General features: G+C 63.5%; 20 protein-coding genes. 11 read left to right on the top strand and 9 right to left on the bottom strand.

Translation table 11 applies throughout. The features are described 5' to 3' along the window. Positions 1–158: 158 nt before the first annotated feature. From NKI10_RS11090 to tpiA, 5 genes are all read right to left on the bottom strand, one after another. Positions 159–695: a DUF1697 domain-containing protein gene (locus tag NKI10_RS11090; protein ID WP_023709418.1), complete on the bottom strand. Its 537-nt coding sequence runs from the start codon at positions 693–695 to the stop codon at positions 159–161. Positions 696–710: 15 nt separating this feature from the next. After that, positions 711–2,348 carry a CTP synthase gene (gene pyrG / locus NKI10_RS11085; protein WP_081725397.1) on the bottom strand — a complete coding sequence of 546 codons (1,638 nt, stop codon included), beginning with the start codon at positions 2,346–2,348 and terminating at the stop codon, positions 711–713. Positions 2,349–2,502: 154 nt separating this feature from the next. Continuing rightward, positions 2,503–3,621 carry a L,D-transpeptidase gene (locus NKI10_RS11080; RefSeq protein ID WP_352859892.1) on the bottom strand — a complete coding sequence of 373 codons (1,119 nt, stop codon included), beginning with the start codon at positions 3,619–3,621 and terminating at the stop codon, positions 2,503–2,505. A 201-nt stretch (positions 3,622–3,822) separates the two neighbouring features. Further along, positions 3,823–4,311: a preprotein translocase subunit SecG gene (secG, locus tag NKI10_RS11075; protein WP_023724397.1), complete on the bottom strand. Its 489-nt coding sequence runs from the start codon at positions 4,309–4,311 to the stop codon at positions 3,823–3,825. Between the two features lie 196 nt (positions 4,312–4,507). Next, the gene (gene tpiA / locus NKI10_RS11070; protein WP_023688559.1) at positions 4,508–5,278 is read right to left on the bottom strand and encodes a triose-phosphate isomerase; all 771 of its coding nucleotides are present in this window, start codon (positions 5,276–5,278) and stop codon (positions 4,508–4,510) included. Positions 5,279–5,425: 147 nt separating this feature from the next. Between tpiA and NKI10_RS11065 the strand changes: the two genes are divergently transcribed. The 5 genes from NKI10_RS11065 to NKI10_RS11045 are packed head-to-tail and all read left to right on the top strand — an operon-like array spanning position 5,426 to position 10,870. Further along, positions 5,426–7,321 (top strand): peptidylprolyl isomerase, encoded by a 1,896-nt coding sequence (locus NKI10_RS11065; protein ID WP_023688560.1) that lies wholly within the window; start codon positions 5,426–5,428, stop codon positions 7,319–7,321. Between the two features lie 31 nt (positions 7,322–7,352). Continuing rightward, complete coding sequence (trpD, locus tag NKI10_RS11060) at positions 7,353–8,363, top strand: anthranilate phosphoribosyltransferase (protein ID WP_023712346.1); 1,011 nt, start codon at positions 7,353–7,355, stop codon at positions 8,361–8,363. A 3-nt stretch (positions 8,364–8,366) separates the two neighbouring features. Then, complete coding sequence (trpC, locus tag NKI10_RS11055; RefSeq protein ID WP_352859889.1) at positions 8,367–9,179, top strand: indole-3-glycerol phosphate synthase TrpC; 813 nt, start codon at positions 8,367–8,369, stop codon at positions 9,177–9,179. Between the two features lie 2 nt (positions 9,180–9,181). Then, entirely contained in the window at positions 9,182–9,664 is a 483-nt protein-coding gene (gene moaC, locus NKI10_RS11050) for a cyclic pyranopterin monophosphate synthase MoaC (RefSeq protein ID WP_023684710.1), read from the top strand. Continuing rightward, positions 9,665–10,870 (top strand): molybdopterin molybdotransferase MoeA, encoded by a 1,206-nt coding sequence (locus NKI10_RS11045; protein ID WP_352859887.1) that lies wholly within the window; start codon positions 9,665–9,667, stop codon positions 10,868–10,870. Between the two features lie 46 nt (positions 10,871–10,916). On the opposite strand, the gene NKI10_RS11040 is transcribed toward NKI10_RS11045, so the two are convergent. Continuing rightward, positions 10,917–11,744, bottom strand: a complete 828-nt coding sequence (locus NKI10_RS11040; RefSeq protein WP_352859885.1) for a hormone-sensitive lipase — start codon at positions 11,742–11,744, stop codon at positions 10,917–10,919. Positions 11,745–11,910: 166 nt separating this feature from the next. Here NKI10_RS11040 and NKI10_RS11035 point away from each other — a divergent pair, with 166 nt between their 5' ends. Together NKI10_RS11035 and kynA are read left to right on the top strand one after the other, a co-directional pair. Then, positions 11,911–13,536 (top strand): AMP-binding protein, encoded by a 1,626-nt coding sequence (locus NKI10_RS11035; protein WP_023671045.1) that lies wholly within the window; start codon positions 11,911–11,913, stop codon positions 13,534–13,536. After that, positions 13,533–14,369, top strand: coding sequence for a tryptophan 2,3-dioxygenase (kynA, locus tag NKI10_RS11030; RefSeq protein ID WP_023748414.1), 837 nt, complete (start codon positions 13,533–13,535; stop codon positions 14,367–14,369). The genes NKI10_RS11035 and kynA overlap by 4 nt, the downstream gene beginning before the upstream one ends. Before the next feature lie 106 nt (positions 14,370–14,475). On the opposite strand, the gene kynU is transcribed toward kynA, so the two are convergent. Beyond that, entirely contained in the window at positions 14,476–15,723 is a 1,248-nt protein-coding gene (gene kynU, locus NKI10_RS11025; protein WP_023696564.1) for a kynureninase, read from the bottom strand. Positions 15,724–15,890: 167 nt separating this feature from the next. Between kynU and NKI10_RS11020 the strand changes: the two genes are divergently transcribed. Next, positions 15,891–16,655, top strand: a complete 765-nt coding sequence (locus NKI10_RS11020; protein ID WP_023688568.1) for a GntR family transcriptional regulator — start codon at positions 15,891–15,893, stop codon at positions 16,653–16,655. Between the two features lie 205 nt (positions 16,656–16,860). Beyond that, complete coding sequence (gene lexA / locus NKI10_RS11015; protein ID WP_023693449.1) at positions 16,861–17,643, top strand: transcriptional repressor LexA; 783 nt, start codon at positions 16,861–16,863, stop codon at positions 17,641–17,643. Here the strand turns inward: lexA and NKI10_RS11010 are convergent. Both NKI10_RS11010 and arr read right to left on the bottom strand, forming a co-directional pair. Continuing rightward, positions 17,637–20,093, bottom strand: a complete 2,457-nt coding sequence (locus NKI10_RS11010) for a ComEC/Rec2 family competence protein (protein ID WP_352859882.1) — start codon at positions 20,091–20,093, stop codon at positions 17,637–17,639. The genes lexA and NKI10_RS11010 overlap by 7 nt on opposite strands. 112 nt (positions 20,094–20,205) lie before the next feature. Then, entirely contained in the window at positions 20,206–20,622 is a 417-nt protein-coding gene (arr, locus tag NKI10_RS11005) for an NAD(+)--rifampin ADP-ribosyltransferase (RefSeq protein WP_352859880.1), read from the bottom strand. A gap of 461 nt (positions 20,623–21,083) precedes the next feature. Here arr and gltX point away from each other — a divergent pair, with 461 nt between their 5' ends. Together gltX and gltA are read left to right on the top strand one after the other, a co-directional pair. After that, complete coding sequence (gltX, locus tag NKI10_RS11000; protein ID WP_352859878.1) at positions 21,084–22,508, top strand: glutamate--tRNA ligase; 1,425 nt, start codon at positions 21,084–21,086, stop codon at positions 22,506–22,508. 181 nt (positions 22,509–22,689) lie between these two features. Beyond that, positions 22,690–24,021 (top strand): citrate synthase, encoded by a 1,332-nt coding sequence (gltA, locus tag NKI10_RS10995; RefSeq protein ID WP_352859876.1) that lies wholly within the window; start codon positions 22,690–22,692, stop codon positions 24,019–24,021. Positions 24,022–24,029: the final 8 nt, after the last annotated feature.

Raw genomic sequence — 24,029 nt, 5'->3', positions numbered from 1 at the left:
GCCAGGACGGCGAAGGCGTGAAATTGAGGGATAGGGAGTAGTCAGTAGTCAGTAGTCAGTAGTCAGTAGTCAGTAGGGAATAATAACTCTACTCCCTACACCCTACTCCCTACTCCCTACTCCCTACTCCCTACTCCCTACTCCCTACTCCCTACTCCCTACTCCACCATCTCAGCCAACCTCCGCACCGTGTTCCAGTTGCGTGCGGTGCCGATGCCCATGCGCTTGTGGTTCATGGCAGCGAGCAGCCGCGAGCTTGGCCGCTGGCGCGAAAAGACGACCCAGATGTCGCCGTCGACCGAAGCCACCCTCTCGTCCTCGGCGGCATAGGCCTGGAGCGCGGCCACACCATCCGCTGGCGCTGGCTCGCGCATCACCCGCACGGCCACCTGATCGCCTGCCTCGGCAGAGTCGGCCGGGAATGGGTTGCCGGCGGCAAGTTTCAGCCAATCCTCGGCAGTGCGCACGATGATGACGACATTGCGGCCGAAGGTTTTTTCGAAGGCCGTTTCCAACTGCTGTTCCAGCTTGGCGATACCAGTCGCCCGTGTCTCGAAGACCAGATTGCCGGTCGCCACCAGGGTGCGCGGGTTCTTCAGCCCAAGCTGTTCAGCCATCGCCTTGAGGTCGGCCATGACGACCCGGCGGCCTTCGCCGAGGATAATGCTGTAGAGCAGCGCAACATAGGTTTGCATGGCAACGCGGCCTGCTTATACCAGCCGCGACTGGTCCACCGCGGCCGAGATGAAGCTGGCGAACAGGGGATGCGGCTCCAGCGGCCGGCTCTTCAGCTCCGGGTGATACTGGACGCCGATAAACCAGGGATGGTCGGGATATTCGACGGTTTCCGGCAGCACACCGTCGGGCGACATGCCGGCAAACACCAGGCCGCAATCTTCCAGCCGCTCCTTGTAGTCGATATTGACCTCGTAGCGGTGGCGATGGCGCTCGGAAATCTGGGTGTCGCCATAGATGTCGGCGATCTTCGAACCCTTGGCGAGTTCAGCCTGATAGGCGCCAAGCCGCATGGTGCCGCCGAGATCGCCCGTTTCGCGGCGCTTCTCCAGCATGTTGCCTTTCAGCCATTCGGTCATCAGGCCGACGACCGGCTCGTCGGTCGGACCGAATTCGGTCGACGAGGCGTGTTCGACGCCGGCCAGCGAGCGCGCTGCCTCGATGCAGGCCATCTGCATGCCGAAGCAGATGCCGAAATACGGCACCTTGCGCTCGCGGGCGAATTTCGCCGCCAGGATCTTGCCTTCCGAGCCGCGCTCGCCGAAGCCGCCGGGCACCAGGATGCCATGCACCTTTTCCAGCCACGGCGTCGGGTCTTCCTTCTCGAAAATCTCGCTCTCGATCCAGTCGAGCTTGACCTTGACGCGGTTGGCCATGCCGCCATGCGACAAAGCCTCGATCAGCGATTTGTAGGCATCCTTGAGGCCGGTGTATTTGCCGACAATGGCGATCGTTACCTCGCCTTCCGGATTGTGGATGCGGTTGGACACGGCCTGCCAGGGCTCCATGCGCGGCTTCGGCGCCGGATCGATACCGAAGGCGGCCAGCACTTCCGAATCGAGCCCTTCCTTGTGGTAAGCCATCGGCACGTCATAGATGTGGGGCACGTCGAGCGCCTGGATGACGGCGCTCTCGCGCACATTGCAGAACAGCGACAGTTTTCTGCGCTCTTCCTTGGGGATGGCGCGGTCGGCGCGGACCAGCAGGATATCGGGCGCGATGCCGATGCCGCGCAGTTCCTTGACCGAATGCTGGGTCGGCTTGGTCTTCAACTCGCCGGCCGTGGGGATGTAAGGCATCAAGGTCAGGTGGACATAGACGGCGTTGTTGCGCGGCAGATCGTTGCCGAGCTGGCGGATAGCCTCGAGAAACGGCATCGCCTCGATATCGCCAACCGTACCGCCGATCTCGCACAGCACGAAATCATAGTCGTCATTGCCGTCGAGCACGAAATTCTTGATCTCATCGGTGACATGCGGAATGACCTGCACGGTGGCGCCGAGATAGTCGCCGCGCCGTTCGCGCTCGATGATGTTCTTGTAGATGCGGCCGGTGGTGATGTTGTCTTGCTGGTTGGCCGAGCGGCCGGTGAAGCGCTCGTAATGGCCAAGATCGAGATCGGTCTCGGCGCCGTCATCGGTGACGAAAACCTCGCCATGCTGGTAAGGCGACATCGTTCCGGGATCGACATTGAGATAGGGATCGAGCTTTTTGATGCGTGCGCGATAGCCTCGCGCCTGCAAGAGAGCCCCAAGGGCCGCTGCAGCGATGCCTTTTCCAAGTGAGGAAACCACGCCGCCTGTGATGAATACATATCGCGCCATGGGAGTCATCGCTTAACGCGGCCGAATTGATTCCGCCAGAGAAAAAACCGCCGCTGAGGCTTTTTCCAGAGAAGGCGCGATAGTCCCGAGGTTCGAGACTGGTGTTTTGGTCAAAACAAAAGGGCCGGCAAAAGCCGGCCCTTTCGGCAGGTTTGTGAAAGCGTCAGATGATGACGACCTTGGTGCCGACCCTGACGCGGCTGTAGAGGTCCATGACGTGCTCGTTGATCATGCGGAAGCAGCCATTGGAAGCGCTGGTTCCGATCGACTGCGGCGCGATGGTGCCGTGGATGCGCAGATGCGTGTCCTTCTTGCCGTCGTAGAGATAGATGGCGCGGGCGCCGAGCGGGTTCTGGCCGCCGCCGGGCATGCCGTCCTTGTACTGGCCATAATGCTTGGGTTCGCGCTTCTGCATGTCGAGCGTCGGGATCCAGCGCGGCCATTCCTGCTTGTCGCCAACGGCAACCTTGCCCTTGAACTGCAGGCCTTCGCGGCCGACCGCGATCGCATAGCGGCGGGCGGTGAAAGCCGATTCGACGAGGTAGAGGCGGCGCGCGCTGGTATCGATGACGATCGTACCCGGCTCATAGCCGCTGAATTCGACGTCCTGCGGCACGAATTCCGGCTTCACCTTGAACTGCTTCTTGGCTTGCCGCTTGGCGAGAGCCTGGTCGAGCGCGCGCGTTTCGGGGAGATAGGCAATCGACGAGGCAGAGGACGTGCCGCCGAACAGGCCGGCGAACAGTCCGCCGCTCGTCGGCTTCTGGCCCGGGGCCTCGCTGCGCAATTCGCCATTGTTGCCGGTCAGCGCGATATTCATCGCTTCGGCCGGAAGCGGTTCAGTCGATTCGATCGGCTCGACCGGCGCGATCGGGTCAACCGGAGCGATGATCTTGGTGATCTTCTTGCCTGGCTTGGCGTCAGCGATCACCACCGGCTTGCCCTTGCTGGCCAGGAACGCCTGGCGCTGGGCATCGGCCCTGGCTTTCGCCGCATCGCGCATCGCCAGCTTGCGGGCCTCGAGCGCCTTGACGCGGGCGAGATCCCTGTCGGCGGCGATCTTGTCTTCGAGCTTGCTGATCTGAGCCAGATCGTCCGGGCTCGGGTTTTTCTTCTTCTTGAGAAGCTTCAGCTGCGTCGCATCGCTCTTGGCGGCGACGTTGATGACAGCGGTTTTGCCAACCGCCTGCGGTGAGGTCATTGCCGGAGTGCCGGCGAAGGCCGCGGAGCTCATGCCGAATACGGCACAAAACCCCATGAAAATGAAGCTGCGAAGCTGCATGGCGAAGATCCGATCGTTCAATGCTTGTTGCCCACGGCGTCGCCCGGCGCCCCCCAAGGGCGCAGAAAGTGCCGCCGGCAATCTATAATCGAAGTGGCGTACGGGCCTCAAGCACGGGGTGCGGTCGAATCTTCGTGATCGTGTGCCATTTGCCGCGACTGTGTTGAAACAACAACAGATCGCGGCATCCGACCCTACCGACTACTGGTTCGGAACCTGCGGCGTGACCGGCAAGGTAACGCCATTGGTAGCCGGCGGCGCAGCCGAATCGGTTGCAGGTGGCGTCGCCGGAGATGGAGCCGTCGCCGGGGCCGTGGTGGCGGGCGGCGTGGTGGCGGCGCCGTTGGCCGCGGGCGCGGCCGGTGCGGTGTTGCCCGAAGGCGGCGTCGGCGCCGTCGTGCCGGGCAACTGATTGAGCACGCCGTTGCCGCTGTCGGCCGGCACGCGGTCGAGAATGTCGATCGGTTTTTCGCCATAGCGGGCAACGATCGAGAGTGTCAGCGACGTCACGAAGAAGGCCGCGGCCAGGATCGCCGTCGCCCGCGTCAGCGCATTGGCGGCGCCACGCGCGGTCATGAAACCGGAACCGCCGCCAATGCCGAGACCACCGCCTTCGGAGCGTTGCAGCAGCACCACGCCGACAAGGGCGAGCACGACCATGAGGTGGATGACGATCAGTACGGTTTCCATATTTTATCCTGGCAAGCCCTGCCGCTCCCTGGCGATCAGGGCCGGTGATTTGGAGGCGGCTCCATACAATGCTTTAACGGCATTTCCAAGCCCGTGGCCGGAATATGGGAAGCAATGCGCCCTTTGCAACGATTTCCGCCGAACTGCTGCGTTCATAAGTCTATGACCGAACTGGTCGGCAACGAAATTCCGGGGCCTACGAGATATTCTGGTATGCCTCGGCGATGGCGAGAAAGTCGGACGCCTTCAGGCTGGCGCCGCCAACCAGCGCGCCATCGACGTTTTTGACGCCCAGCAGTTCGACAGCGTTGGACGCCTTGACCGAGCCGCCATAGAGGATGCGCATCTTGCCGGCCACGGCTGCGCCGAGCGCTTCCGCCAGTTTTTGGCGGATATGCGCGTGCGCCTCCGCCACGTCTTCGGCGGTCGGCGTCAGGCCGGTGCCGATAGCCCATACCGGCTCGTAGGCGATAACGGTGTTGGCGGGCGTTGCGCTCGGTGGCACCGAGCCGGCGACCTGGCGCGACAACACGTCGAGTGCTGTGCCCGCTTCGCGCTCGGCCTTGGTCTCGCCGATGCAGATGATGGCGACGAGCCCTGCCCGCCACGCCGCCGAGGCCTTGGCGAGGACGATGGCATCGTCCTCGCTGCGCTGTTCGCGGCACTCGGAATGGCCGACAATGACGTGGCTGGCGCCCGCATCCTTCAGCATCTCGGCTGAGACGCAGCCGGTGAAGGCGCCGCTTTCCTTGATGTGGCAGTCCTCGCCACCGGCCCGCACCGGCGTGCGCGACAGGATTTCGACGGCGCGCGACAGTAAGGTCGCCGGCACGCAGACCAATGCTTCGGTCTCTGCGTCGAGCCCGCTCATGAAGCCGTTGCCGATCATCCTGAGCTCGTTCAGCGAAGCGCTGGTGCCGTTCATTTTCCAGTTGCCGGCAACGAGCGGTCGAATTCCTGGCGTCATGGGGATCTGGTTCTCCGGGCGACATTGGGGTCTCGCCCTCCCTATCAAAATCAGGCCACAAAGCAATCGACAGTGAGCCGGAAGGGCGCTATTGCGCTTGTTTCAGACTCGGGCGCACGCAAAACTGCGCAAAAATCGGAAGTAACAATGCTTGGTATATTGAGAAGCGCGGCAGGGACCTGGGTCGCGAAAGCCCTGCTGTCGCTGCTGGTGTTGAGTTTCCTTGCCTGGGGCGTCACCACGCGGATGACGGGCGGCTTCCTGGCTGGCCATCATGCGGTGATCACCGCCGGCAGCACCACCGTGTCGATCACCGAGTACCGCCTCGCCTACGATCGCCAGATCGCCATGCTGCAGCAGCAGATCGGCCAGCGCATCAGCCGCGACCAGGCCAAGGCCTATGGCATCGACAACCAGGTGCTGGCTCAGTTGGTGTCCGGCGCCGTCCTTGACGAACAGGCGCGCAAGCTCGGGCTTGGCTTCTCCAAGGACAGGCTGGCCGAACTGACGCGGCAGGAACCCGCCTTCCAAGGCCCGAATGGCCAGTTCGACCGCCGGCTGTTCGAATCCCGGCTGCGCGAACTGGGAATGCGGCCGGAGGATTATCTGAAGAACCGGGCTCAGGTGGCGGTGCGCCAGCAGATCGTCGAAGCGGTTTCGGACGGCCTCAAGGCTCCGGACACCTTCTTCAAGGCAGTTGCGCTCTATCGGGGCGAAGACCGCACCATCGACTATCTGATCTTGCCAAAGGCGTTGGTGGAGCCCATCGAGGCGCCATCCGACAGCGTGCTTCAGGCTTATTTCGAGGCCAACAAGAAAACCTACGCGGCGCCAGAATACCGCAAATTCTCCTATGTCCGGCTCGAGCCCGAAGACATCATGGATGTCAGCGCCGTAACGGACCAGCAGGTCAGCGACGACTACAACAAGAACAAGGGCCGCTACACCACGCCGGAAATGCGCACCATCGAACAGCTGGTGTTCCCTTCCGCGGACGCCGCCAAGGCGGCATCCGATTCGCTGAAGACGGGCGCCACTTTCGACAAGATCGTCACCGCGCAGGGCAAGACCCCGGCCGACACGCTGCTCGGCACGCTCTCCAAGGATAAGATCACCGACAAGGCGGTCGCCGATGCCGCATTCGCGCTTGCCGTCAACGAAGTCAGCCCGGTCGTCCAGGGCGCGTTCGGTCCGGTGCTTTTGCGCGTCACCGAGATCAAACCGGAAACGGTGAAGCCGCTGGCGGAAGTGTCAGACCAGATCCGAAAGGATCTGGCGCTCGGCGAGGCAAGCCGCATCCTGCTCGACGTGCACGACAACTACGAAGACACCCGCGCCGCCGGCAGCACGCTGGCCGAAGCCGCCGCCAAACTGAAGCTCAAGGACGTCACCGTCGAGGCCATAGACCGCACCGGCCTCAAGCCGGACGGCACCATCATCAAGGACCTGCCGGCATCGCCGGACCTGATCAAGGCGGTGTTCGAGGCCGAGCCCAACACCGAGAATCAAGCCCTGACCACGCCTAACAACGGCTTCGTGTTCTATGAACTGACATCGATCACGCCGGCTCGCGACCGCACGCTGGACGAAGTCCGCCAGCGCGTGGTGGCGGACTGGACGACAGAGGAAACGACCAAGCGGCTGACCGCGAAAGCAGACGAACTCGACAAGCGCCTCAAGGCTGGCACCACACTCGACGTCATCGCCGGCGAACTGAAGCTTGAAAAGCAGACCAAGCGCGGCGTGAAGCGCGAGGCCGACGATGTCGATTTCGGCAAGGAGGGTGCTGCTGCGATGTTCGGGGTCGGCGAAGGCGGCACCGGGCTGATCCCCTCGCCCACCGGCGACGGCCAGATCCTGTTCAAGGTCGCCGAAGTGTTCGAGCCGGCCGGAGCCGACGCCAGCTCGGTACCCGACGATGCGCAAAAATCCTTCACGCAAGGCATGTCCGACGATCTGCTCGACCAGCTGGTGGCGCAGTTGCAGACGCAGTACGCCGTCAGCGTCGACCAGGCCGCCGTTTCCCAAGCCCTCGCCCAATGAATGGCCTTAGCCCAATGAACGTCTTGGCCCAATGAGCGCCCTGAAGACCCATATCGCCAAGGTCGCCACGGGAACCGGGCTTACCTTCGAGGAAGCGCGCGAAGCTTTCGACATCATCATGTCTGGCGACGCGACGCCGGGCCAGATCGGCGGCTTCCTGATGGCGTTGCGCGTGCGCGGGGAGACCGTGAGCGAGATTTCCGGCGCCGTCGCCACCATGCGTGCCAAGATGCTGCGCGTCGAAGCTCCTGAGGGCGCCATCGACATTGTCGGCACGGGCGGCGACAATTCGCATTCAGTCAACATCTCGACCGCTTCGGCCTTCGTCATTGCCGGCTGCGGCGTGCCGGTCGCCAAGCACGGCAATCGCGGCCTGTCGTCGCTGACGGGCGCTGCCGATGTGCTGGTCGCGCTCGGCGTCAAGATCGATATCCCGCCAGAGGTAATCGGCCGCTGCATCCAGGAGGCCGGCGTCGGCTTCATGTTCGCACCTGCGCACCACCCGGCGATGAAGCATGTCGGCCCGACCCGCGTCGAGCTCGGCACGCGTACCATCTTCAACCTGCTCGGACCGCTGTCCAATCCGGCCGGCGTCAGCAGGCAGATGGTCGGCGTGTTCCTGCCGGAATGGATCGTGCCGGTGGCCGAGACATTGAAGGCGTTGGGCACCGAGCATGCCTGGGTGGTCCATGGCGACGGCTATGACGAAATCACCACCACCGGCGAAACGCAGGTGGCGGAACTGGCCGGCGGCGAGATCCGCCATTTCACGCTCACCCCGGAAGCCGTCGGCCTGCAGCGCCACACCAAGGACGAGTTGCGCGGCGGCGACGCCGCCTACAATGCCACGGCGTTGCGCGACATGCTGAGAGGTGCTGCCGGGGCCTATCGCGATACGGTGCTGATGAACGCCGGCGCCGGCATGGTGGTGGCCGGCAAGGCGACGACGCTTGCCGACGGCATGGCCGCGGCCACACAGGCCATCGACAGCGGCCGGGCGCTGGGCGTGCTCGACAGGCTGGTCGAGATTTCGAACGGATGAGCCGTGGCTGACATTCTGCGCAAGATCGAGGCCTACAAGCGCGACGAGATCGCGGCGGCGAAGGCGCGGATACCGTTGGCCGAGATCAAGGCGCGAGCCAAGGATGCCGACGCACCGCGTGGCTTTCGGAGGGCACTTGAGGCGAAGCGCAGATCGGGCAGCTTCGGCCTGATCGCCGAGATCAAAAAGGCAAGCCCATCCAAAGGCTTGATCCGTGCCGATTTCGACCCGCCCGCACTGGCGCAGGCCTATGAGAAAGGCGGCGCCGCCTGTCTTTCGGTGCTGACCGATGCGCCATCCTTCCAGGGCGCGCCGGAATTTCTCACCAATGCACGCAAGGCAGTATCCCTGCCCGCGCTGCGCAAGGATTTTCTGTTCGACCCTTACCAGGTCTACGAGGCTCGCGCATGGGGCGCCGATGCCATCCTGATCATCATGGCCAGCGTCGATGATGCCTTGGCGAGCGAATTGGAAGCGACCGCGTTCGAACTCGGCATGGACGCGCTGATCGAGGTGCATGACGAGGCCGAGACGCAGCGCGCGGTAAAACTCTCGTCGCAGCTGATCGGCATCAACAACCGCAATCTCAGAACATTCGAGACCAACCTCGAGACCTCGGAACGGCTGGCATCGATGGTACCGGGCGGCCGATTGCTGGTCAGCGAGAGCGGAATTTTCACCCACGACGATTGCTTCAGGATGCAAAAGACCGGCATCAGCACCTTCCTCGTCGGCGAGAGCCTGATGCGGCAAGAGGATGTCGCTGCGGCAACGCGGCTGCTTTTGACAGGCAAGGCGAAGGCAGAGGCCATCTGAGGATGGCAGCCGCCCTCACCCATCTCGGCGCCAAGGGCGAGGCCAACATGGTCGATGTCGGCGAGAAGGCGGAGACGACGCGCACGGCGGTCGCCGAGGGCTTTGTCTCGATGCGGGCCGAAACCCTGAAGATGATCCTCGACGGCGACGCCAAGAAGGGCGATGTGCTGGGTACCGCGCGCATTGCCGGCATCATGGCGGCCAAGAAGACGCATGAGCTGATTCCGCTCTGCCATCCGCTGCTTTTGACCAAGGTGTCGGTCGACATCGAACCGGACACCACGCTGCCCGGCCTCAGGGTCACCGCGCTTGCCCGCGTCACCGGCAAGACCGGGGTCGAGATGGAGGCGCTTACTGCGGCATCTGTCGCGTGCCTGACCATTTACGACATGGCCAAGGCGGTCGACCGCGCCATGGTGATTTCCGGTATAAAGCTGGTGGAAAAGACCGGCGGCAAGTCCGGCGACTACAAGGCGGGTTCGTAAATGGTGCTGGTTCCGGTCGCCGAGGCGCTTCAACGCCTCCTCGACGGCGCTGTGGCGTTGCCCGGTGAAAGCGTCGCGCTGGCGGATGCGGCCGGCCGGGTGCTGGCGGAGCCGGTCGTGGCGCTGCGTACCCAGCCGCCTTTCAATGCATCTGCCATGGACGGCTATGCCGTACGGGCGCAGGATGTGGCGACCCTCCCGGCGAGGCTTTCGGTTATCGGCACGGCACCTGCAGGGCGGGGCTTTAACGGCACTGTAGGTAAGGCGGAAGCCGTGCGCATCTTCACCGGCGCGCCGCTGCCGGAAGGCGCAGACACCATCGTCATCCAGGAAAATGTCCGCGATCTCGGCGGTAGCCGGATCGAGGTCACCGAGCCGACGGCGAAGAACCGCAATATCCGCCGCCTTGGACTGGATTTTGCGCAAGGCGACGTGCTGCTGGAAAAAGGCCGCGTGCTCGATCCGGCTGCATTGTCCCTGGCGGCGTCGGCCAATCATTCCCGGCTGAACGTGGTGCAACGGCCGCTGGTCGCCATCATCGCCACCGGCGACGAATTGCTGCCACCGGGCAGCGAACCTGGCCCCGACCAGATCATCTCGTCCAACGCCTATGGCGTCGCTGCTGTGGCGCAGTCGGTCGGCGCCCGCGCCCTCGATCTCGGCATCGCTGCCGACCGCAAGGAGGCGATTGCGGCACTGGTGAAAAAGGCGGTCGCTGCGAAAGCCGACGTCATCGTCACGCTGGGCGGCGCTTCGGTCGGCGACCATGATCTCGTCCATGACGTGCTGACCGGCGAAGGCATGAAGCTCGACTTCTGGAAGCTCGCCATGCGCCCGGGCAAGCCGCTGATGTTCGGGCGGCTGGGCGATATCAGGTGCATCGGCCTGCCCGGCAATCCGGTGGCGAGCCTGGTCTGCTCGCAATTGTTCCTGAAGCCGCTATTGGCGCAGCTCGGCGGCCGTCCCCACCGGCAGGACATCCGCCAGGCTCAGCTTGGCGCCGCGATGCCGGCCAATGATCTAAGGCAAGACTATGTGCGCGCCGTGGTCCGGGAAGAAGCCGGCGCATTGGTGGCGACGCCGTTTGGCATCCAGGATTCCTCGATGCTGAGAATGCTGGCCGACGCCAACGGCCTGATCGTGCGCGAGCCCTTCGCTCCGGCGGCAGAAGCAGGCGCTGCTTGCAGCGTTCTGATGTTGCGCTGAGGTCGCGCATTTAAGCCTTTAAATCTAACAGATAAACTGTTTGTTACTACGCCAGCAATGTCCGCGTCAGCGGATGTGTCGGATCGGCAAGCCCGTCGACGATGCTGAAATGATGCCGGTCCGGCTCGACCACTGTGCTGGTCGTGGCGCCGAGGCCGATCCAGATGTTGGCAAGCAGCGCATTCTGGCGCAGGAACTCCGCCCGCTCGCCGCCGCCGGCCCAGCAGGTGATGCGCGCGCCCTGCATGGGGCGCAGCAGAACCGGGCTTTCGGCCAGTGCTTCCGCTTCATCGATGGCCAGTGTCGCGTTCATCCCCGTCCGCATGATTGGCCGCAGGTCATGGACGCCGGAGATCGAGACGACATTGCGCACGCGGCCCGCCACATCGGCGGCCAGGGGTGTCGTTGTCGTCACCATCCTGGAGGCGAGATGGCCGCCGGCGGAATGCCCGGTCAGGATCACCGGCCCGCCGACCATCGTCGCCGCCTTGCCGATCGCCGCCGCGATTTCCCTGACGATGCCGGAAATGCGTATGTCGGGACAAAGCGTGTAAGTCGGCATTGCCACGGCAAAGCCATTGGCAACCGCGCCGTTGGCCAGATGCGACCATGGCTTGTTGTCGAACGCCTTCCAGTAACCGCCATGGATGAAGACGACGAGCCCTTTGGGCATGACATCGGGAAGGAACAGATCGAGCCTGTTGCGCGGGCTGTCGCCATAGGCGATGTCGAGCTTGGCCCGACCGGACGCCGACATTGTGTCGCGAAAAGCCTGTGCCGGTGTGTCCCACGCGGCCGGCCAGCGATTGCTGCCGGCAATGTTGTCGCCGTTGGCGTAGGCATTGTCCCAATCGGCAACACGATGTTGGAGCATCTGCATCCCTCCCGGATGGCTTCAGTTCAGTCGACAGGAATGGCCGCCGAACAGGGCGGCGTCAATGCTGCGACCTAAAAACATTTTAGGCTTGAAACAAATTTCGACTGGTGCGATCCTGCGCCTTGTTCAGCCATGGGCGCGAGGCAGACAGGGGCAGCCGAAAATGCTTGGGCCATCAGCGCATATCGACACATTCACGCGCGACAACCTGCCGCCGCCGGAGCAATGGCCGGAGTTTTTGCTCGACGGCTTCGACTATCCCGACCACATAAATGCCGGCGTCGAATTGACCGACAGGCTGGTCGAAAAAGGGTTCGGCGACCACACCGCGCTGATCGGCAATGGCCGCCGCCGCACCTACAAGGAACTGTCCGACTGGACCAACAGGCTCGCCCATGCCCTGGTCGAGAATTATGGCGTCAAGCCGGGCAACCGGGTGCTGATCCGCTCGGCCAACAACCCGGCCATGGTCGCCTGTTGGCTGGCCGCCACCAAGGTTGGCGCGGTGGTCGTCAACACCATGCCGATGCTGCGCGCCGGCGAACTCGCCAAGATCGTCGACAAGGCGGAAATCACGGTTGCGCTTTGCGATACAAGGCTGATGGACGAGATGACCGCCTGCGCCAAGGGCAGTGCGTATCTCAAGCAGGTCATTGGCTTCGACGGCACGGCCAACCATGACGCGGAACTCGACCGCGCCGCCCTCGACAAGCCGGTCACCTTCACTGCCGTCAACACCGGCCGCGACGATGTCGCCCTGCTCGGCTTCACCTCCGGCACCACCGGCGTGCCGAAGGCGACGATGCATTTCCACCGCGACCTGCTGATCGTCGCCGACGCCTATGCCCGCGAAATCCTGGAGGTGACGCCCGACGACATCTTCGTCGGCTCCCCGCCCCTTGCCTTTACCTTCGGTCTTGGCGGGCTCGCCATCTTCCCGCTGCGTTTCGGCGCCGCGGCGACGCTGCTGGAACAGGCGACGCCACCCAACATGATCCACATCATCGAGACCTACAAAGCGACCATTTCCTTCACCGCTCCAACCGCCTATCGGGCCATGCTCAAGGCCATGGATCAAGGCGCTGACCTGTCCTCGCTGCGCGTCGCGGTTTCGGCGGGCGAGACGCTGCCGGCGCCTGTCTTCGAGGAATGGACTGAGAAGACCGGCAAGCCGATCCTCGATGGGATCGGCGCCACCGAGATGCTGCATATCTTCATCTCCAACCGCTTCGACGACATGAAGCCGGCCTCCACCGGCAAACCCGTCGGCGGCTATCAGGCACGCATCGTCGATGACGAGATGCGGGAGCTGCCGCGCGGCTCTACTGGCCGGCTGGCGGTGCGCGGCCCGACCGGCTGCCGCTACATGGCCGATGCCAGGCAAAAGGACTATGTCCGCGATGGCTGGAATCTCACCGGCGATACGTTCACGCAGGACGAGGATGGCTTCTTCCACTTCGCCGCGCGTTCCGACGACATGATCGTCAGCGCCGGCTACAACATCGCCGGCCCCGAGGTCGAAGCGGCGCTGCTCTCGCATCCCGACGTCGCCGAATGCGCGGTGACCGGCGCCGAGGACGGTGAACGCGGCCAGATCGTCGAGGCGCATATCGTGCTTGTGCAAGGTGTTTCGCCGGACGCATTGACCGTCAAACGCCTGCAGGACCACGTCAAGGCAACGATCGCGCCCTACAAATATCCGCGTTCGGTGAAGTTCATCGACGCCTTGCCCAAAACCCAGACCGGCAAGATCCAGCGCTTCCGGTTGCGCGCGGAGAAGAGCAATTGATTAAGCCGCACGATCCGGCGTCCGATGGCGCGCAGATGTCGTTCAAGGAGCGGATGTCCTACAGCGACTATCTGCAGCTGGACAAGGTGCTCGATGCGCAGGCGCCGCTGTCTTCGGCCCATGACGAGATGCTGTTCATCATCCAGCATCAGACATCGGAATTGTGGATGAAGCTCGCTTTGCACGAGATCGGCGCCGCGATCCGCTCTATCCGCGCCGACCGCCTCGAACCGAGCTTCAAGATGCTGTCTCGCGTCGCGCGCATCTTCGAGCAGCTCAACAATGCCTGGGACGTGCTGCGCACGATGACGCCAAGCGAATACACCGAGTTTCGCGACGCGCTCGGCCAATCCTCGGGCTTCCAGTCGTGGCAGTACCGCGCTATCGAGTTCATGGCCGGCAACCGCAACCTAGCCATGCTCGGGCCGCACAAGCACCGGCCCGATCTTACGGACAGGCTGGAAGCGATCCTGGCCACGCCGTCGCTGTACGACGAGGCGCTTCTGCTTTTGGCGCGCAATGGCTTCGACATCGGCGCCGATGCCGGGCGCACGGACTGGCGCGAGACGCGCGTCGAGAACGAAGACGTGCTGGCTGCCTGGCAAACCGTCTACCGCGACCCGCAGCGCTACTGGATGCTCTACGAACTGGCCGAGAAGCTGGTCGACTTCGAGGATTACTTCCGCCGCTGGCGCTTCAACCACGTCACCACGGTCGAGCGCATCATCGGCTTGAAGCGCGGCACGGGCGGCACCTCAGGCGCCTCCTATCTGAAGAAGATGCTGGAGGTTGTGCTGTTTCCGGAGCTCTGGACGGTCCGCACCCGGCTCTAGAGCATTTCACCGTTTAACGTAAACGGCGAAATGCTCTAGCTCTTTGATTTGACGCAATTGCGGACGGAAAACCGCTTCACACTTTTCCTGAAATTGCTCTAGTTCCTCAGGTGACCGCGGTCTTCACCGCGAAGCGGGCGTCCTGCCAGGCGCCGGTGCGCAGAATATCCTCCAGGACTTCGACCGCCTGCCAGACATCGCCATATCCGACATAGAGCGGCGTGAAGCCGAAACGGATGGTCGACGGCGCCCGGAAATCGCCGATCACGCCGCGCTCGATCAGCGCGCGCATCACCTGATAGCCATGCGGATGGAGGAACGACACCTGGCTGCCGCGCTGGCTGCCGTCGCGAGGACTTTCCAGTTCAAGCCCGTAGGCGCCGCATCTGGCTTCGACGAGCTGGATAAACAGGTCGGTCAGCGCGATGCTTTTTCTGCGCACCGCCGCCATATCGACGTCGTTCCAGATATCGAGCGCGCCCTTGAGCGCCCGCATCGACAGCACCGGCTGCGTTCCGCACAGGAAGCGGCGAATGCCGCTGCCGACGGCAAAGCCCTGCTCGAAGGCAAAGGGCCGCGCATGGCCCCACCAGCCGCTGAGCGGCTGGTGGGCATCGTCATGGTGGCGCTCGGCCGCGTAGATGAAGGCTGGCGAGCCCGGGCCGCCATTGAGGTATTTGTAGGTGCAGCCGACGGCGAAATCGGCATTGGCACGGTCAAGTTCGACCGGCAAGGCGCCGGCCGTGTGGCAGAGATCCCAGATGATCAGCGCGCCGGCGTCATGTGCCTTGCGCGTCAGCGCCGCCATGTCGCGCAACTGGCCGGATTTGTAGTTGACGTGGTTGACCAGGATGACGGCAACGCTGTCGTCGATCAGCTCCTCGATTGCGGCCGCGTCGACGCCCTCCAGCCGCAGCCGCGTTCCCGGCCGGGTCGAGGCGACGCCTTCGGCCATGTAGAGGTCGGTCGGGAAACTGTCGCCCTCGGCAACGATGACCGACCGATCCGGCCGCATGCCGAGCGCTGCGTGCAGCAGCTTGTAGATGTTGATCGAGGTTGTGTCGCAGACCACCGTCTGCCCATCAGCCGCGCCGATCAGTCGCCCGAGCTGATCTCCGAGTTCCACCGGCATGTTGAACCAGCCGGCGGTGTTCCAGGCGCGAATGAGGTCGTGCGCCCATTCCTGCGTGGCGGCCTGCTGCAGTTCGCTGAAGACGACCGCTGACGCGGCGCCCAGGGAATTGCCGTCGAGATAAATCACGCCTTGCGGCAAGACAAAGCGTTCGCGCATGGAGCGCAGCGGATCGGCGGCATCCATTGCTTCGATTGTAGCGAGATCGGGTGTCGTGCTCATGATCCGGCGCCCCTCCATGGACAAACGCGCGCGGCGGAGCCTGCCGCCCAAACATGCCGGCGATCTTGAGTGGTCGCCCTTGAACTGTCAAACATTATATATAATTCACCCATTGAAAGGCTTTGATATATAATGATCCGCCGAGCGTTTATGTCTGATGGATCACGATGCTGGATGACGAGCAGACCTCGAAGACGGAAGCGGCCTATCGCCTGCTCAGGCGCGATATTCTTGCGACCCGGCTGGCGCCTGCCGCGCCGTTGAAGCTGAGCACGCTGCGCAACACCTACGGCATCGGCTGGACGCCGTTGCGCGAGGCGCTGTCGCGGCTGGAGGCGGAACGGCTTGTGACCGCCATCAGCAACCGCGGGTTTGCGGTCGCTCCCGTCTCTCGGGCGGAGCTCGAGGATTTGGCGCGTGCGCGGCTGGTGGTCGAACTGCCCCTGCTGGTGGAATCGATCGAGGAGGGCGACCGTGAGTGGGAAGACGCGGTCGTTGCCGCCCACTATCGTCTCTCACGGTGCGGGTCTGTTCTCGACGATCCATCGGATGATGCGGTCGACGCGTGGTACGAAAAACACGATGCCTTCCATGCGGCGCTGCTCAGTGCCGCGACATCCAGCTGGCTGCTGCGCTTCAATGCGACGATTTCCGACCAATTGCATCGCCATCACCGCTTTCTGGGTCTGGCCCCGACGCTGCGCGCCGCCGCCGGCCGCACGGATGGCCACCGGAAGGCCGTGGCGGCCCTGCGCGACGCCGTGGCGATCGAACACCATACCGCCCTGATGGAAGCGGCCCTCGATCGCGACGTCGAACGTGCGAAAACTCTGATGACCGCTCACATCGGCTACACGCTGCAGGTCTATGCCCAGAGTGAACCCGGCGCGGATGCTGCGCAGCCCCGTCCGAAAAGGAAGCGGCGATCGTAGCCGACGACGCAGGGCACTTTGTCTTCGTTTCACCCCGTTGCCGGCCAACGACTACGAGCGCCGCTCGCGGTGCCGAACGTCACGCTGAACAAAACGTCAACACATTCATTAAACTTTAAAAGGTTGCGGAACACAACTGGAACAGATAGTGTTTGTTCTGGGTTTGTTTTTTCTGATTCTGGTTTCAGAACCCCTGGGGGCCGCGATGCTGACGCGCAAACAACATGAGCTTCTGATGTTCATCCATGAACGCCTGAAGGAGAGCGGAATCCCGCCGTCCTTCGATGAGATGAAGGAAGCGCTTGACCTCGCCTCCAAGTCCGGCATCCACCGCCTGATCACGGCGCTTGAGGAGCGCGGTTTCATTCGCCGGCTGCCGAACCGGGCGCGCGCGCTGGAAGTGCTGCGGCTGCCCGACTCGATCGCACCAGGCCTCAATGCGGCGAGGAAGTTTTCGCCGAGCGTCATTCAGGGCAGTCTTGGTCAAACCGGCCAAGGGCAAGGCGGCCAAGGACAAGGCGCGATGGGCCAAGGCGGTATCGGTCGCCAGATCAAGCCGGGCTCGCCGTCGCGTTCGATGTCGGCCGGCAATGACGACGCCGTTTCGGCGGTGTCGATCCCGGTGATGGGACGCATTGCTGCCGGTGTGCCGATCGACGCCATCCAGCATCAGACCCATTCGATCTCGGTGCCGCCCGACATGATCATGGGCGGTGAACACTACGCGCTCGAGGTCAAGGGCGATTCGATGATCGAGGCCGGCATTTTCGATGGCGACACGGTCATCATCCGCAATGCCGACACAGCCAGCCCCGGCGAGATCGTGGTGGCGTTGGTCGACGATGAGGAAGCGACCCTGAAACGCTTCCGCCGCAAGGGCGCCTCGATCGCCCTGGAAGCCGCCAACCCGGCCTACGAGACCCGCATTTTTGGACCGGACAGGGTGAAGGTGCAGGGCAAGCTTGTCGGATTGATCCGGCGCTACTGAGCCGGCTTGGGTTTGTACTTTTCACGCTGGTTGTAAGGCGGCAGGCCGCGCGCTTCGCGGGAGAAGCGGCGTTGCTCGTGCCAGGGGCGATACGGCTTGTCGACGGCGAAGCGGATGGTTGGCGCTGCAGCTGCCGATTGCGGATCGAAGAAGACGGCGGCGCTGCCGTCGCGGGCCAGCTGTTTCTTCGTCACGACCAGCACCAGCGGGTCGCGGCACGGATTGTAAGCGGTGGCGTCATCGATGACGATCAGGCTCGCGAAGGCACAGGCCGGCCGCGCCGTCTTGCGGTCTTTCGCAAGCGCTACAATGGCTCCGGAAGGGTGCCGGGCGATACAGAGATCGCCGGTGCAATAGAAGGGCGAGCCGGGCGGCAGATCGAGCGGATCGAGATCGAACCGCGTATCTGTTGCCTCGAAAATCTCAGGTGGGATAATGGTTTCGGCCCGCAGCGCCCGTTTCCAATTGTCCGTGGTGAATTCGTTGGAGCGTTCGCGGTTGAGGGCGAGTTCGCCGCCACCGATCGGCATGGCCACCAGATGCGCATCCTCGGATATGAGCACGTCGGGCGTAAGCACCTGCGGCACCGTCAACAGGCCGGCCAGCGCGAAAGGCACGGCCGCCAACCTGAGCCAGGTGGTGGCCATGGTGGCGATGACGAGGGCGACCGCCACCAACAGCACCGAGCGAATGGAGATCAGCCCGACGGCGTCGACCGGCGAGCGCTCGGAAATCCAGGCCGATATAGCGATCATCGCCATCAGACCCTTGCCCATCACATAGAGGAACGGCCCGTCGGCGCCGAACGGCATCGCCAGTGCGCTGAGCACGGCAAAGGGCATGACGATCAACGAAACAATCGGCATCACGGCCAGATTGGCGATCAGGCTGAGCGGCGACACACGCTGAAAATGCCAGATGGCGAACAGCAAGGTTGCACTGCCGGCGATGATCGAGGTCATGGCGAGGCCGCCCATGGCCAGCGCGAATTTTCGCGACAGGAAGCCGACGAAGGAGCGCTTTGCCGGCGGCGTTCTCACCTTGTCGGCGCGGTAATCGGCCCAGCCGGCATAGGCGCCGACAAGGGCGGCGGTGGCGGCAAACGACATCTGGAAGCTGGGACCGACCACCTCGTGCGGCGACACCAGGATGACGGCAATGGCGGAGATCGCCAGATTGCGCATGGTGAGTGCGGCGCGATCAAACAGCACGGCGACAAGCATGACCGCCAGCATGATGAAGCTGCGCTCGGCGGCAACCACGACGCCTGAAATGACGAGATAGGCGGCGATGGAGACGAGTGCTGCCACTGCTGCATATTTCTTGACTGGGCGGCGCGAAGAGAAATCGGGAAACAGCGCAAAGGCGCCACGCAGCAACGCCATGATGGTGCCGGCAACCAGCGCCATGTGCAGGCCGGAGATGGAGATGATGTGGTAGATGCCGGTGCGCCGCATCGCTTCGTTGACCTCGTCCGGGATGCCGGCGCGCACCCCGACAATCAACGCCGCGGCAATCTCGCCTTCGGCGCCGCCGATCTTGCCCCTGATATGGTCGGCAATGTTTTCGCGCGCGTTCTCGATTGCCGAGGAGAGCCGCGCGGCCAGCGGCGGCGGTCCCTGCGTAGCAATGGTTTTCGGATTGCCGAGAAAGAAGCCGCTGCCGCCGATACCGGTGAAATAGCTGTCGAAGGAGAAATCGTAGCTCTCCGGCCGCACCGGACCGGTCGGCGGCAACAGCCTGGCATAGCCGGTGATCAGGGAGCCGGCGGTCATATCGGCGGGAACGGTCCGCGCCGAGAGCCTGACCCGCTCCGGGGCGTAGCGCAGCTTGGGGTAAGCGGTCGAAACCACGTCAAGCGTCAGCCTGATGCGCCCGCTCTCCATCTGTTCGAGACTGACGACGCGGCCGGTCAGCCGTGTCTGGATCTCGGAGCCGAGCATCTGCGTTCCGGCGCGCCAGGTCTCGACTTTGGCGGCGACGACGCCGAGCGCGCACAGCATCGCGGCCATGCAGAACAGATGCGTCCTCGGCCGAGGTCGCGTGGCGACAGCGCAACATGTCGCCAGCACCACAATGGCGATTGGCTGCGCAAAGCCGGGCTCGCCGGCCAGCGAGAAATAAATGATGACGCCGGCCGCCAGGAAAACCGGCACCAGCAGGAAGGCGACGCCCCGGTCGAGCTCCGTGTTGGCGGCCACGGCAAGGCTGCGGCGGAGCGCGGGCCATGACGGACGGCGAAGCCGTCTGCGCAGACGGGCGATAGATCCGGGCGCTGTGACTTGCGCCGGCAAGGCGTGACCGGGCAGCGCAGGCGCGACGCCGGGATGCGGCTCAGGCAGCGCGAGGGGCAGCGGCTCGGCATAGGGACTATCGGCAAACAGCGAGCGTTCGCTGACGCTTGCCTCGGCGCCTTCGCCTTCCTTCGTGCCCCGGCCACGTCCAGCCATCGGGTCTGCCCCTTGCGCCCCAGACCTCCTATGCTACATGAACGCGCAAAGCGCGAAAGTCCGTGCGGTCGCGTCCACCGCGCCGGAATTGACCATCACTCGCCAAGGACGCTCAATCCTCAATCATATCCCGGCCCTCCGCCCTCAGGCGAGCAAGCCCATCGCGCATTGCCTTCAATTGTTCGGGTGTATGACCCTGCCATTCAGCGAGCTCCCCCAGGATGAGCAACGGCTCACGGGAGCGGTAGGATTTCGTCGGATTACCGGGAAATTTTTTATCGGTCAGGTTAGGGTCATCCATGAAAAACCCCGTCGGCTTTACGATGTAAATCCTTTGACGACCGTCACCCGTTGCAAGCTCTGCTCCCCAGATGGCGGCTTCAAGTGTCTGGGTGAAATAGACCCATGACAGTGGTTTACCTCTGAAATTGGAAGGGTGGCCGACGCTCAGCAGATCCCCCGGTTTCAAATCCGCCCGGGTACCATGGTAGAACGGATCACCCTCCGTAGGGTCGGCGTTTCTGGTCATCGGTAGTCCTTCTTTCAATCTTGCCTCCTTAGTGGCGAGACCGGACTGCACACAGTTGCGGTGTTCACGATAATGATTGCAGAAAGGTCAATATGCGTGACCAAGCCAACGCTGTCACGGCGGCGTTGTAGTCGGGCAGTCCGCCTCCGTGAAGAAATGTCCGCTCGTCAGAGGGGGCTACCACCGTCGCAGCGATGTTCCAGGCACTGTGACGGACGCTGCAGCCGAATGGAACCCAGACATTGACGCTGCTGCCAAATGAGGTTGCGCGGAGGTGCGAACAGATTTTGTGCTACAAGGCTCCGGCGCCCGTTGACGCAACCGATAATTGCCGACGTGCCCCGGCCTCGTCCAGCCATCGGGTCTGCCCCTTGCGCCCCAGACCTCCTATGCTACATGAACGCGCAAAGCGCGAAAGTCTGCGCGATCACGCCCCGCTTTCCAAGGTTCCCGAGAGTTCCATGTCCGACACGGTCGTCACCCGTTTTGCCCCCTCGCCCACCGGCTATCTGCATATAGGCGGCGCGCGCACCGCACTGTTCAACTGGCTGTACGCCAAGCACACCGGCGGCACGATGGTGCTGCGCATCGAGGACACCGACCGCGAACGCTTCAACGAGGCGGCGACACAGGCCATTCTGGATGGGCTGACCTGGCTCGGCCTTTCCTGGGACGGTGAGGCCATATCGCAGTTCGAGCGCGCGCCGCGCCACCGTGAGGTGGCCGAGGAGCTGGTGCGCCTGGGCAAGGCCTATTACAGCTACGAGACGCCTGCCGAGCTCGAGGCGATGCGCGAGGCCGCACGCGCCAAGGGCTTGCCGCCGCGCTACAACGGCCAGTGGCGCGATCGTGCCCCCTCGGAGGCGCCTCCCGGCGTCAAGGGCGCCATCCGCATCAAGGCGCCGACCGAGGGCGAAACCGTGGTGCACGACCGTGTGCAGGGCGAGGTGCGCTTCCCCAACAAGGACCTCGACGATTTCATCATCCTGCGCTCGGACGGCAATCCGACCTACATGCATGCCGTCGTCGTCGACGACCATGACATGGGCGTCACCCACATCATCCGTGGCGACGACCATCTGACCAACGCCGCGCGCCAGACGGTGATCTACAACGCGATGGGCTGGGACGTCCCGTCGATGTCGCATATCCCGCTGATCCACGGCGCCGACGGCGCCAAGCTGTCGAAGCGGCACGGCGCACTCGGTGTCGAGGCTTATCGCGCCATGGGCTATCTGCCCGAGGCACTGCTCAACTATCTGGCAAGGCTCGGCTGGAGCCATGGCGACGACGAGATCATGTCGATCAAGGACATGATCTCGTGGTTCGACATCGGCGATGTCAACAAGAGTGCGGCGCGCTTCGACTTCGCCAAGCTCGAGTCGATCAACGGCGCGCATATGCGCAAGATGGCCGATACCGAGCTGTTCGACATTTTCGTCGCCACTCTGCAATACCTCGAAGGCGGATCTGCTATCGCCGCCCGTCTCGACGACGCCAGGAAGGCGCAGCTGCTGGCCGCCTTGCCGGGCCTGAAAGAGCGCGCCAAGACGCTGGTGGAACTGGCCGATGGCGCGGCCTTCCTGTTCGTCGAGCGGCCGCTGCCGATCGACGAGAAGGCGGCAGCACTGCTCAGTGCCGACGCGCGCGCTATCCTGCGCGGCGCACATGCCGCTTTGCAGACTGTTTCGGGCGATTGGTCGGCTGCCGCGGCTGAAGCCGCGGTGCGCGAGTTCGCAGCGGCCGGCGGCCACAAGCTCGGCGCCGTGGCCCAGCCGCTCCGGGCGGCCCTTACCGGCCGTAGCACCTCGCCCGGCGTGTTCGACGTGCTTGCCGTGCTTGGCCGCGAGGAAAGCCTGGCGCGGATTGCGGATCAAATCGATTAGGAGCGAGCTGGCCCAAAAAGATTGGCATTGAAAGGCGGGTTTCGCAGTGCAACATTAGGCCTTGGCCCAATCTGGCACGCACCTCCTAAAATGCGGTGGCGAGTTCGCGCATTCCGGTGATTTCGACGTGTCGTTTGCAGGAATTGCCTTGCCGGCATGAGGAACATGAAGGAGTTTGAGAATGAGCGAAGCTGCGACAAGACTGGAACCCGGCAGCAAGACGACGCACCCGTCGACTGCCACGCTCGAACTGGCCGGCAAGACGCATGAATTCAAGGTGCGAAGCGGCTCGGTCGGGCCCGACGTCATCGACATCGGTGCGCTCTACAACACCACCGGCGCCTTCACCTACGATCCCGGCTTCACCTCGACGGCGAGCTGCGAGTCGGCGATAACCTTCATCGACGGCGATGCCGGCATCCTGCTTCACCGCGGCTACCCCATCGACCAGCTGGCCGAGCATGGCGACTTCCTCGAAGTCTGCTACCTCCTGCTCTACGGCGAACTGCCGACCAAGGCGCAGAAGGACGATTTCGACTACCGGGTAACGCGCCACACCATGGTGCATGAGCAGATGTCGCGCTTCTTCACCGGCTTTCGCCGCGACGCGCATCCGATGGCTGTGATGTGCGGCGTGGTCGGCGCGCTGTCGGCCTTCTATCACGACTCCACCGATATTTCGGATCCGTATCAGCGCATGGTCGCCTCGATGCGGCTGATCGCCAAGATGCCGACGATTGCGGCCATGGCCTACAAATACCATATCGGCCAGCCCTTCATTTACCCGAAGAACGAGCTGAACTTCGCCGCCAACTTCCTGCATATGTGCTTTGCGGTGCCGTGCGAGGAATACAAGATCAATCCGGTGCTGGCGCGCGCCATGGAGCGCATCTTCATCCTGCATGCCGACCACGAACAGAACGCCTCGACCTCGACCGTGCGGCTTGCAGGCTCGTCGGGCGCCAATCCGTTCGCCTGCATCGCCGCCGGCATCGCCTGCCTGTGGGGCCCGGCGCATGGCGGCGCCAATGAGGCGGCGCTCAACATGCTGGGAGAAATCGGCCATGTCGACCACATCCCGGAATTCATCGCCCGCGCCAAGGACAAGAACGATCCGTTCCGGCTGATGGGCTTCGGCCATCGCGTCTACAAGAACTACGATCCTCGTGCGAAAATCATGCAGAAGACGGCGCATGAAGTGCTGGGCGAACTCGGCATCAAGGACGATCCGCTGCTCGACATCGCCATGGAGCTGGAAAAGATCGCGCTGACCGATTCCTACTTCATCGAAAAGAAGCTCTATCCGAACGTCGATTTCTATTCCGGCATCACGCTGAAGGCGCTGGGCTTCCCCACCACCATGTTCACCGTGCTGTTCGCGGTCGCGCGCACCGTCGGCTGGATCGCGCAGTGGAAGGAAATGATCGAGGACCCGCACCAGAAGATCGGCCGCCCGCGCCAGCTCTATACCGGCGCGCCGGAACGCGACTACGTGCCGATTGCGAAAAGGTGAAAGAGGGT

The organism is Mesorhizobium sp. M0802, assembly GCF_040320115.1.
Classification (GTDB): Bacteria; Pseudomonadota; Alphaproteobacteria; order Rhizobiales; family Rhizobiaceae; genus Mesorhizobium.
Note: the sequence above shows the minus strand (reverse complement) of the source record. Positions and strands in the feature narration are given on the sequence as shown.